At 46.4% G+C, this 11,725-nt stretch carries 8 protein-coding genes; 3 read left to right on the top strand and 5 right to left on the bottom strand.

The features are described 5' to 3' along the window. Positions 1 to 377: 377 nt before the first annotated feature. A complete protein-coding gene (locus ASG89_RS31520; protein WP_063868248.1) occupies positions 378 to 1,625 on the bottom strand; it encodes a carbohydrate-binding protein in 1,248 nt (415 codons plus the stop codon). 332 nt (positions 1,626 to 1,957) lie between these two features. Then, a complete protein-coding gene (locus ASG89_RS37245) occupies positions 1,958 to 3,205 on the bottom strand; it encodes a carbohydrate-binding protein (RefSeq protein WP_063868246.1) in 1,248 nt (415 codons plus the stop codon). 370 nt (positions 3,206 to 3,575) lie between these two features. On the opposite strand from ASG89_RS37245, the gene eis reads away from it, so the two are divergent. Then, positions 3,576 to 4,775, top strand: a complete 1,200-nt coding sequence (gene eis, locus ASG89_RS31510) for an enhanced intracellular survival protein Eis (protein ID WP_057315301.1) — start codon at positions 3,576 to 3,578, stop codon at positions 4,773 to 4,775. A 286-nt stretch (positions 4,776 to 5,061) separates the two neighbouring features. Here the strand turns inward: eis and ASG89_RS31505 are convergent, their stop codons facing one another. From ASG89_RS31505 to ASG89_RS31495, 3 genes are read right to left on the bottom strand one after another with little or no spacing between them, the layout of a single operon-like run. After that, positions 5,062 to 5,925 (bottom strand): transglutaminase family protein, encoded by an 864-nt coding sequence (locus ASG89_RS31505; RefSeq protein WP_057315300.1) that lies wholly within the window; start codon positions 5,923 to 5,925, stop codon positions 5,062 to 5,064. Continuing rightward, positions 5,922 to 6,881 (bottom strand): alpha-E domain-containing protein, encoded by a 960-nt coding sequence (locus tag ASG89_RS31500; RefSeq protein ID WP_235549996.1) that lies wholly within the window; start codon positions 6,879 to 6,881, stop codon positions 5,922 to 5,924. Before ASG89_RS31500 ends, ASG89_RS31505 begins: the two co-directional genes overlap by 4 nt. 34 nt (positions 6,882 to 6,915) lie before the next feature. Then, entirely contained in the window at positions 6,916 to 8,370 is a 1,455-nt protein-coding gene (locus ASG89_RS31495; RefSeq protein WP_057315299.1) for a circularly permuted type 2 ATP-grasp protein, read from the bottom strand. Between the two features lie 349 nt (positions 8,371 to 8,719). Between ASG89_RS31495 and ASG89_RS31490 the strand changes: the two genes are divergently transcribed. Continuing rightward, positions 8,720 to 10,927 carry a methyl-accepting chemotaxis protein gene (locus ASG89_RS31490; RefSeq protein ID WP_057315298.1) on the top strand — a complete coding sequence of 736 codons (2,208 nt, stop codon included), beginning with the start codon at positions 8,720 to 8,722 and terminating at the stop codon, positions 10,925 to 10,927. Positions 10,928 to 11,141: 214 nt separating this feature from the next. Beyond that, positions 11,142 to 11,684: a hemerythrin domain-containing protein gene (locus tag ASG89_RS31485; RefSeq protein ID WP_057315297.1), complete on the top strand. Its 543-nt coding sequence runs from the start codon at positions 11,142 to 11,144 to the stop codon at positions 11,682 to 11,684. Positions 11,685 to 11,725 lie beyond the last annotated feature (41 nt).

Raw genomic sequence — 11,725 nt, 5'->3', positions numbered from 1 at the left:
CCGCGCTTGAGCACAATATYAGTGCTCAAGAGTCCAGCCGCCGCCGGGGACACCGCGCTTGAGCACAATATTAGTGCTCAAGAGTCCAGCCGCCGCCGGGGACACCGCGCTTGAGCACAATATCAGTGCTCAAGAGTCCAGCCGCCGCCGGGGACACCGCGCTTGAGCACAATATTWGTGCTCAAGAGTCCAGCCGCCGTCGAGTTATCGTTGAAATCTGTGCTGAGGAATAGTCAAATACAGCCAAGATTATCATGTTCACGAGGAGAGGTGGGAGGGTGGTGGATGAAAATAGTAGCAGTAAGGAAGTGTTGTAGGTACTTAACAAGATAAAAAAAGCCAGTCGCCGCAGCAACTGGCCAATCCACACTACAAGTTTAATATAATTTCGTTATCTTCCACCAATTTAAATCAAAACCGCCAGTTGCCGCATACAGTCCAAACTGGTGCGTGCCTGCTGGAATCTGAACCTGATGCGACACGGTACGGTAAGTCGAAAAACTACCCGTATTCGGCACATCGATCTGACCTAATACGGTCGCACCAGCATTCAGATCCAAGGAAATTTTCCCGCCATTATTCGGCGTTGCGATGCGATATTCAACCAAATAGGTACCTGCCGTAGGGATATCCACATTGGTAAAAGCAATCCAATCCTGGCTATCGATGCTGCCAACATTCTGGCCGCCGCCTGTATCCAGTGTGGTTTCGGTGATGACACCGCTCATGCCGTTGTAGCTTTCTGCTTGGAATGTGCGGTTATAGCAGCCTCCAACAGCCAGCTCGCAGATTTCAGCTTTATTCGTGGACACTTTAAGGTCATCGTACCAGATGTACGAGTCGTTTTGAGGAGCGAAGGCGGAAGTTGCGCCGCCAAAGAAGGAAGAGAAGTAAGCTTTATCAACCTTATCGGTGTTGCGTACGAACCGTAGTCCAGTAATGTTGGCAGCAGAGATGCCGTTATACCAAATTTGAATCTCGCCATCTGGGTTGGCGTTGCCGCTCGTAACCGTGTTGACCTTCAGGCGTTGGACGATGTTTACCCAAGTGCCCTTAGGGTAATAAATATCGACACCGTTATTCTTCAGCACCGCATAGTCCCCATATTGCCCAGCGTTCCCCATGTGGTAGTAATAAATCGCGGCTTGCCCGCCGGAACGCCAGATCATACGTGAGCTAAAACCGTTGTAGCCCGTACATTCCTGCCCGCCTGAGCAAGCAGCACCGCCTGCTAGGCCAAGTCCTAGCTTGCCGGCATTTTCGGTCGAACCCCAGCTAAAGTCGCTGCTGAAACGTACCCAATAAGACAAGTAGTACTCCTGACCAGGCGTTATGGAAAAAGGTGCTTGAGCCCCAGAGTTCTGCGGGTCGATTTGCCCTTGAGGATAGAACACGCGCAGGGATTGGCCACCAGAGTGGTTGAAGTTATAGCCATCAATCCAGGTGCGGTTGCTCATTCCCAGATCCCAAGGGGCGCTCCAACCATCCGTACCCCATTGTGCCAATGTGTAAGCGCTTCCTCTTGCCGGCCGCTCAAAGGTATTCACTTTAGGTGCAGCATATGCTACGACAGATCCCATCATCATGAAGAACACGAGCACCAACAATAACACTTTCTTTTTCATAAAAAACCTCCTGTTTAAAAGAATAGACGCCTTGTTTCGGATGAATAACATGCTGAAGCAAAATAATTCATGCTGATCGTGGCTGTTGCCCACTTACGTTAGTACGCTCATCACCTACCTTCTTGGTTCATTCTTACACAATACGCAGACCTACCTTGATGCAATGGCTTTACACATATCTAAAGATCTGCTTATTTCTATTGTAGGCGGCAACCAGAAGGGGAACTATGAGCGGATATTTGGAAAATAGCCATTCTTACGCATTCGGCGATGTATGAGGTTATCATTTTTTAAGAAAATGAATAGTTATCGGGATGTTCAATTATTCAACCCTAATATAACTTTGTAATCTTCCACCAGTTAATATCAAACCCGCCAGTCGCAGCATACAGTCCAAACTGGTGCGTGCCTGCTGGAATCTGGACCTGATGCGAGACGGTGCGATAGCTGGACCAACTTCCTGTATTCGGTACATTAACCTGACCTAGTACGGTCGCGCCAGCATTCAGATCCAAGGAAATCTTCCCGTCGTTGTTCGGCGATGCGACGCGATATTCAACTAAATAGGTGCCCGATGTAGGGATATTTACATTGGTAAAAGCGATCCAATCCTGGCTGTCGATGCTGCCGACATTTTGGCCGCCGCCTGTATCCGGGGTGGTTTCAGTGATGACACCGCTCATGGCGTTATAACTTTCTGCTTGGAATGTGCGGTTATAGCAGCCGCCAATCGCTAATTCACAGATTTCAGCTGGATTCGTAGATACTTTCAGGTCATCGTACCAGATGTACGAATCGTTCTGAGGTGCGAATTCGGGCGTAGCGCCGCCGAAGAAGGAATCGAAGTAGGCTTTATCCACTTTATCTGTGTTGCGAACGAAGCGTAAGCCTGTAATGTTAGCCGCCGAGACACCGTTATACCAAACTTGGATTTCGCCATCTGGATTCGCGTTGCCATTCGTGACGGTGTTGACTTTCAGACGCTGAACGATGTTTATCCATGTTCCTTTCTGATAGTAGATTTCGGCACCGTTATTCGTAAGATTGGCATAGTCGCCATATTGACCGGCTTTGTCCATATGATAGTAATAAAGCGCGGCTTTACCGCCAGAACGCCAAATCATCCGCGAGTTGAAACCGTTATATCCCGTACACTCCTGCCCGCCTGAACAATCTGCACCGCCTGCTAATCCAAGTCCCACCTTGCCACCATATTGCGTAGTGCCCCAGCTAAAATCGCTGCTGAATCGCACCCAATAGGATAGATAATATTGCTGACCAGGTGTTAAGGTAAGAGGTGCTGAAGCACCGGAGTATTCCGGGCCGATTTGGCCTTGTGGGTAGAACACCCGAAGTGACTGGCCGCCAGAGTGGTTGAAATTATAGCCATCAATCCAGGTGCGGTTGCTCATTCCGAGATCCCAAGGAGCACTCCAACCATCCGTACCCCATTGCGCCATTGTGTAAGCGCTTCCTCTTACGGGCCTCTCAAAGGTATTCACTTTAGGTGCAGCATATGCTACGACAGATCCCATCATCATGAAGAATACGAGCACCAACAGTAACACTTTCTTTTTCATAAAAAACCTCCTGTTTAAAAGAATAGAAGCCTTGTTTCGGGATGAATAACATGCTGAAGCAAAATAATTCATGCTGATCGTGGCTGGGGCTGACTTACGTTGGTACGCTCATCACCTACCTTCTCTGTTCATTTCCTAAACACGCAGACCTTTCCAAGATGTGAATAGGTTTATACTTCCGAAGGGGTCTGCTTATTTCTATTGTAGGTGGAGGTAAGTAGGTGAACTATGATCTGATATTTGGAAAATAGACATTCTTACGCATTCGGCAATTCAAGAGGTTATCATTTTTGAAGAAAATGAATATTTATCGGGATAGTCACCGGTTGTACATGTTAAAATAGAAGTAACAATGGTACAAGGAGGCATTATGGATCAGATCAGATTGATAAAAGAGGATGAATTGAACGAAAGCCTTGCCTTATCGGAGTTTGCTTTTCAAGTTACGATAGCGCCAGAAGAGCGAGAACAACGAATCGCTGTGTTGAAGACCGAGCAGAATTGGGGATATTTTGTAGACAATAAATTAGCGGCTAAATTAATGATATTGAAGCTGCATACTTGGATAAATGGCAAAGTATTTGATATGGGAGGCATTGCAGCTGTTGCGACTTGGCCTGAATATCGCCGTCAGGGCATGGTTGGCCAACTGCTGTCCCAATCGCTGAAATCGATGAAAGAAGCCGGGCAGACTTTGTCCTTCCTAGCGCCGTTTTCGTTTGGCTTTTATCGCAAATATGGCTGGGAATCTTACAGTGAATTTGTTCGATACGAACTTGCTTCCAACCAGTTGCCGAAGCCAGAGGTTGCAGAGGGCAGCACACTCCGTCGGATCGAAGCGGATCCAGCCATCCTGAATCCGATCTATGAGGCGTATGCAAAACAATTTAACGGAATGCTGGTTCGGAATGAAGGATGGTGGCCAAGAAGAGTTTTTAGTAGAAAACCAGGGATCGTCACCTTATACTTGAATCCTGCTGGAGAGCCAGAGGGGTATATCATCTATCAGGTAAAAGAACGAGTTCTTACCGTTCATGAAATGGTTGCACTGACGGAAGATGCTCGACGCGCGATCTGGCGCTTAATTTCCAATCACGACTCGATGATTGAAAAAGTCGTATGCCAGGCACCTGAAGGCGACTCATTGCCTTTTATGCTAGCGGATCCGCGCATTAAACAGGAGATTGTTCCTTATTTTATGGCGCGGATTGTTGATGCAGAGGCTTTCCTAAAGTTGTATCCGTTTGAGGCTGTTGCAGATAGCTCAGAAGCAAGCAACCCCTTCTATCTCCAACTGCGCGATGGACATGCTGAGTGGAATAACGGGATTTTCCGAATTGTTCCGAGGAATGGCGAAGGAAATGACATTATTAAGCTGGATGAGGCCGATAGCATTGAGGGCAAATACATCCTTTCCTGTGATATCCAAACATTAGCAGCGCTGCTGATGGGCTATAAGCGAGCCTCATTCCTGCATCGCATCGGCCGTTTGCAGGGCGATGCTGCCGAAATCGCGAGATTGGAGAAATTCATCCCAGAGCGGACAACGTATCTAACGGATTTCTTTTAAAAAATACATAGAGGGTTCCCCATAAGTAACTAACTAAATTCCAAGATAAGGTGATGGCGTCATCTTATCTTGGGATTTTTCTGTTTTTCACTGGGAATAAAGTGATGGCATAGCGCTAAAGTGTTGAAATGAGCAGGAAAACCCAGCTTTCGAGCGATTAGCGTTATCGCGTATAGTTAATGTGCAGCTGAACGCCCAATACAGTTGAATAGCGTTATCCCATAACGTTACGTAAAAAGCAAAAAGTCCCCTTAGTCATCTTATGACTTTGGGGACACTCTCTTCATCACTCCACCAATTTCACATCCACGATCACTTCCAAATCCTGCGTACCCGAGCCGCGATAGACGCCTTTGACAGGGACGATGTCGTTGTAGTCACGACCATGCCCAAGCTTGACATACCGCCAGTTGACCTCACAGTTGTTCGTCGGATCATACCCGAACCAGCCTGCGCCAGGGATGAGACATTCCACCCAAGCGTGGGAGGCTTGCGTGAAATCGGCGCTTCCTCCCTGCAAGTCACAAACGAAGTGGTAGCCGCTCACGTATCTGGCAGGAATGCCTTTTTCTCGGCAGATAGTGATCATAAAATGGGAGTAGTCCTGACAAACACCACGCCGCAGTTTCAACATTTCGCCTACTGTAGTCTGCACGGAGGTTGCGGAGACATCATAGGTGAAATCGTGATTGATAGTGGTAAAGATGGTTTGGAGTAGATCATATAAAGGTACGCCATCATCAAGGATAGCGTCAGAGTATGCTTTCAACTCTGGCGTTAGCCCGGTATAGCTGGTTGGTAATAAATACTCAGCGTATTCATTCTGAAAGTCATCTCCGTATCTCGAAGCTTTGTCTTCATAAGCTGAAAGAAAAGATACAGGTTTGTTATCATTGTCGTGAGTGACGACGGTGGAAACCATTTTGATCGTGAGCTCGCGATGGAGCTTGTTGACCGTAAAGGCGTGTACGCGGTTGTGGAAATAGTCCGAATACGTGAAGAAGGCCGAAACAGGCTCTGTAGTGATGGCATGATGATAACAGGACTGACGATTGTCTGTTAATGGAGTTAACCGAATTTCATTGACACTGTCCTGTGCAGAATCGGTGTAAGTATAGCGAGTAATGTGTGTGATCTCCAGCTTCTTCATGCGATAACCTCCTCCCGAGAGGGAAAAAAGACTTTGGACATCCTTAAGCCCATCCCATTACAGGAGTCGAGGAGTGTTAACAATGTCGCTTCTAATTTACCTGATCTCACATCCTCTTCATCCATGCAAGCCAAATTGGCTTTCACTTTTCCTGCTAGTTTAGCTAATTTATGCACGGCGTTGGTGAGTTCGGGATCATCCAAGCGAATGCCCTTGAACGAGCGCTCCAGAGATTGAATGGAGAAAGCGACCGAACGCGGGAAGGTCTCATTCAACAACAAAAATTTGATGATGCTGTTCAAATTAACCCCATCTGCATACTCTTTTCGATACGATTCGTACCCACTGACGGATTTCAAAACAGCAAGCATAAGCGGATAGGAAGAAAAGTCTTCTTTGGCATATTCCGAACAGAGAGACTGAATGAGTCGAAGCAGATTCTCAGCACGTTCTAGATAACGCCCCGCTTCAACGAAATGCCATTCATTCTGACGAGGCATCACGGAAGTTGCCGCTCCTTGAAACATGGATAGCGTATCTCGGATAAAGCGATAGAACAAATGAGGCGAATCATTCGTTATATCGCGAACTTCTTTTTCTTTTAGCCACAAATAGAGTCCATTCAAAATATCCCATAGCTCCGAAGGCATTTTCTCCCGAATATTTCGTAGATTTGCACGTGCATGGTTCGTGCAGGCAAGCAGGGAGTTGGCATTATTTTTATCTAACGTAATGTATTGAAGGACATGTTGCTCGGTGAAGCTGCCGTACTGCTCAGTGAAAGCGGAACGGTCTCCGATGGTATCGATGAGCCGGCTCCAGGATTGGCCTCCGCTAGATTCTCTGTCTTCACGAATATGATAATACACATCGATCAGCCTAGCGTGATTCTCTGTTCTTTCCGAATATCTACCGATCCAGAATAAAGCTTCCGCTGTTCGTCCCATCATGACCATACCTCGTGGCCTCCATTCGTATTGTAGGTTGCATTTATCGAACAACCCACGTATCTTTACATCCCCCGCCTTGCGAAGAATTCACAACGAGGGAGCCTTCTTTCAAAGCAACACGTGTGAGTCCGCCTGGAATCACTTGAATGTCTTCTCCTGCGATGACAAAAGCTCGCAAATCAATGTGTCTAGCTGCCATTTGACCATCGATCATGACGGGTGCTCTAGATAGTTGTATGGTTGGTTGCGCGATATAACGATCAGGGTTGGCAATAATTTTGAGGCGGAAATCAGCAATTTCAGTCTCAGAAGCTGTTGGCCCAATAAGCATGCCATAACCGCCGGATAATGAAGTTTCCTTCACAACCATTTCATGCAAATGGGCAAGGACATGCTCTCGCTCATCAGTTCGAGAAAGAATATATGTTGGTACGTTGTTCAAAATAGGCTCTTCATTCAAGTAATAACGTATCATATCGGGCACGTAAGCATAGATGGCCTTATCATCGGCAACACCTGTACCTGGTGCGTTCACAATGTTGATATTCCCTGCGCGATAGGCGTTCATTATGCCAGCGACACCTAGCATCGAGTTCGGATCGAAAGCAAGCGGATCTAAGAAATCATCATCGATCCGTCGGTAGAGAACATCGATTTGGCGAAGTCCTTTGATACCGCGAATGTACACTTTGTGATCAATGACGACGAGATCGTGTCCTTCAACTAACTCTAATCCCATTTGTTGAGCGAGAAACGTGTGCTCGAAATAAGCGGAGTTGTAGCAGCCAGGTGTCAAAAGCCCGATAACAGGATCTGATTTACCGGAAGGACTCAGTTTGCGCAGCGCAGTCAGAAATACATTTAAGCTATGCTCAATATCTTGAATGGCATGACTGAACACGAGTTCAGGGAATAAGTGCGTCATGATCGATCTGCTTTTATATAGGTAGGAAAAGCCAGAAGGGGAACGGAGGTTATCTTCAAGAACGAAATATTCACCCTGCTCATCTCGAATTAAATCAATCCCAGAAGCCGTAACGTAGACATCATTCGGAAGCGATAGGCGCATCATCTCAGGACGGAAATAACAATTCGAAAGCACCATTTTCCTAGGAATAATCCCATCTTTGAGGATGGATTGCTCATGATAGATATCTTTGAGAAACAGATTAAGCGCCTTAACACGCTGCTTAAGACCTCGTTCGAGTTTCATCCATTCATCCTGCGGGATAATTCTAGGGATAGGATCGAAGGGGAGAGTGCGCTCTAGCGCCTCCGTCTGATCAGGACTATAGAGAGTGAAGGTAATGCCTTCTTCCATCATCCGTTTCATCGTTGCGGTTTGACGTTTGTTTAGACTACCTGTCTTCATCGACATGAATTGAAGGAAGGTACTTTGATAATGAGGGCGAACCGAGTAGGCATTCATAAACATCTCATCAAAAAAAGGACGAGGATCATAAGGGGTAGTCACCAGATTCTCAGGTTTGGACATCGCAGCTCCCTGGTTTCATCGTTATGCTTTCGGAAGCTACAAGTGGCTCATGGTCCGAAGCAGAAACCAGGCCTCCTTTCTGATCTAATCTCTTTAAATGTTAGTTTATATTACATAATAAGGAGAATGAATGTGATTTTCTTCTATTGTAAATTTATCAGAAAATTATGTCAATATAACTTTCGTATAAAAATACTGACATTTTCCGTTAAATATTCATTATTGTTCGGAAAATTCATGAAAAGTTCAGTTATTTGTCTTGATTTACATGAGAAATGACTATAATATTGTCGAATAAGACGAATGTTAAATAAAGTCACATTAAATGTGATAAAAGGGGTGTTGCGGAATGTTTGATTGGCTGGGGTTTAGAAAAGGTCTACCTTTGTGGTGGTCTTACCGCCTGAATCGTCATATCAAGGAAGATGTTGAGCATATTTTCGAAGGAATAGCGCACACAAGAACGGAAATTTTACGTGGCTGGGCACTGGCGTATTGGTCCCATTTGGATCGATTGCTGGAACAGTTAACGGGAACTGAAGCGTTGAAGGAGACTGTGTCGAAGGACGAATCCGTGGTAGGAAAGCTCCTGACAGCAACAATGAAGAGTGGAGCTGATTTCTCGGAAGTATTTATTTTAAATGAAAAGGCCTTAGTCGTATACTCTACACACAACGCTCATGTGGGAAGATCCTATGCAGCAGGAGGCGTGCTGGGAAAAGGATTGGAAGAAACGCGCAAAGGTGTGAAATGCTTATTCGGACCGTTCTCAGACCCGTTAACGCTTCAAATTGGTCCAAGTACTTCGCCATTTCATGATGCCATGACGATTGCTTTCATCGTTCCTATTATGGTGGGTGGGCAATGGAGAGGAGCCGTTTGTGGACGCGTCCCGAACGATGTGCTTGGAGATCTGATCCAACGCGAGTCGGGACATGTGTATCCCGATTCAGGTGATAACTATTTATTCATGGCGAAGCCAGGGTTAAATAAGCAAATCGTTCCTGGAACAGCTTTGTCGCGAAGCCGATTCGAAGATTTGACTTTTACCCATGGCGATAATTTAAAAGATGGCGTTCGCACCGATTATGGAATCGTTGGCGTCAAGGAGCATACGGAGCTAGAGCTTGTTTTCACGGATCCTGCGACGGGACAACTGCATCCAGGTGTAGCGGGAACCATTGCTAAAGGAAATAATTTATTCGTGGAATACCCGGGATATTCTGATTATCGTCATATTTCTGTTATTGGAAAAGGTGTGACCTTCCAATTGCCACATTGTCCAGATGTGTGGGGGATGATGTGTGAAGGGGATTTGGAAGAGGTCTATCGTATTCGTTCGATTGATTGGAAGATGTTTAGCTTGCAAATGCGTTTTATTGCTCTCATGGCACTAGTATCCGCGAGCAGCTTCTGGCTGCTGAATGGATATGTCTCGAATGGTGTCGGCGCGGCAATCATGGTGGGAGTAAGTCTACTTTTCGGCGGGATTGGTGCAAGTTTAATTAGACGCCAAGGAAGTAAACCGATTGCTAGACAGCTTGCTCAAATTAATAAATTTATCCGGATTAATGCAGAAGGTAAAGGGGATTTGACACAGCGTCTGAAGGTCGATGAGTTCGCTGGCGATGAGACGCGGGATTTGGCCAAATGGATCAATAATATGATTGATTCCTTAGAAGGCATCATGCTGCAAGTGAAGCAAGCGGCTGCTGAGGTACAGGTCAGCCAAGAGAGGATGAATGACTCGACAGGGTCTACGGAGCAATCCACAGGACGCATGAGTACCAAAATCCATGATATGATTCGATCGCTGCGCGGACAACTGAAGGATATCGATGTCGCGAAGGACGTTACGCAAAATATGAGCGGAACCTTGCGAGAACTTGAACAGAAGGCTTCAGGGCAGATAGCTGTTGCACAGAATGAGGTTGAACGTATTGGTCAGAAGATGACCGATATTTCGTCGAAGGTAGAAGAAACGAATCAAACCATTCAAACCTTCCTGCAAACGACGCATGAAATTCCGAAACTGCTCAAAGTCATTGAAGAAATCTCGGCACAGACGAATTTACTGTCATTGAATGCTTCCATTGAGGCGGCGAGAGTAGGTGAACATGGCAAAGGCTTTGCCGTCGTTGCTGGCGAGATTCGTAAGTTAGCGGATTTGACCAAGAAATCAACCACGGAAATTAATGAGACGATCGAGCAAATAGAGCGACACGCGAATGAAGCCTTCATCTCCATGGAAGAAGGCACGAAGGTGGTTCTAGAAGGGACACAGATTGTTGCTGCCGCGTCAGAGATTCTTAGCACGGCAAACGCTCACGATACCATGAAAACACAGGTTGTGGAAGAAGTCGTTGCACTTATGGAGAAGATTGCAGCGGTAAGCAAGGAGAACCGTCAGATCTCGGCGGAGGTAGAGAATACTGTGCAAGAGCTTCTTCTGGACATGCATCATGTGCGTCAAACGACAGGTGATGTAGGGGCAATAACACAGTCGATGTTGCTGCTTGTGAATCAGTTTCATTTGACGGAGAGCCGTATTCGCTAAAAGGTTATTATTAGACATTCTTTCGCATGTTAGCAGCCCCATGCCGCATACAATGATAATGCGGTATGGGGTTTTTCTGATCACATACGTAGATGAGGTTTTCATAATGGTGATGAAACCTGCCTCACCCGGCCGCCGCGTTATGGCGTATCAGGGAAAGAGGTTGTGTTACATACGAAGCAAGTTTCTAAAGAAACGTTAAGGAGGATGTCGAATGAGTGACCGTTTGAGCATTCAAACGAATCGGGCAGAGAATGTGAATCCTAGTGAATTTAGAATGCTAGCCCAGCGTTTGAAGGAGGAGCATGTGCAAATGCGTGAGCAGCTCTCCGACATTCGAACGCTAGCTGCCGCTTTGTACACCCTTGATGATTGCTCAATTGGGATGTGTCGTCTGATCGAACTTCAGGACGGCATACTATCCTTGGTGGAGGAGTTAGAGCAGCATTCGGAGTGGGAAGAACAAATCTTATTCCCGAGCTTGCAAACTTATTTACATCCGACGATGGCCATCTCCGTTTCGCGGTCCATGCATGTGTTAGAGCAGGATCATGATTTGGCCAAAAGAGTCGTACAGTCATACGTCAACGGTGTCAATGCCATGAGCGTGCCAGTCGACATGGACTTCGTTCATGTGATGGCCTCTGAGCTGCTGACCGCCTGCCTCATTCTGCTCAAGCACTTCACATTGGAGGAGGAACTGGTGTATCCATTAATTGATCGGATTATGGACCAGATCGAGGAGCAGATTAGTTAGATTGGATGCCAACGGAGTGCGAAATTGCTAGGGATGACGCG

This window comes from Paenibacillus sp. Soil766 (genome assembly GCF_001428105.1).
In the GTDB taxonomy this organism is placed as follows: Bacteria; Bacillota; Bacilli; order Paenibacillales; family NBRC-103111; genus Paenibacillus_E.
Note: the sequence above shows the minus strand (reverse complement) of the source record. Positions and strands in the feature narration are given on the sequence as shown.

Coding starts and splice junctions, on each gene's coding strand:
- eis (WP_057315301.1), top strand. CDS start 3,576: ATGGATCAGATCAGATTGATAAAAGAGGATGAATTGAACGAAAGCCTT.
- ASG89_RS31495 (WP_057315299.1), bottom strand. CDS start 8,370: ATGTCCAAACCTGAGAATCTGGTGACTACCCCTTATGATCCTCGTCCT.
- ASG89_RS31505 (WP_057315300.1), bottom strand. CDS start 5,925: ATGAAGAAGCTGGAGATCACACACATTACTCGCTATACTTACACCGAT.
- ASG89_RS31500 (WP_235549996.1), bottom strand. CDS start 6,881: ATGGTCATGATGGGACGAACAGCGGAAGCTTTATTCTGGATCGGTAGA.
- ASG89_RS31485 (WP_057315297.1), top strand. CDS start 11,142: ATGAGTGACCGTTTGAGCATTCAAACGAATCGGGCAGAGAATGTGAAT.
- ASG89_RS37245 (WP_063868246.1), bottom strand. CDS start 3,205: ATGAAAAAGAAAGTGTTACTGTTGGTGCTCGTATTCTTCATGATGATG.
- ASG89_RS31490 (WP_057315298.1), top strand. CDS start 8,720: ATGTTTGATTGGCTGGGGTTTAGAAAAGGTCTACCTTTGTGGTGGTCT.
- ASG89_RS31520 (WP_063868248.1), bottom strand. CDS start 1,625: ATGAAAAAGAAAGTGTTATTGTTGGTGCTCGTGTTCTTCATGATGATG.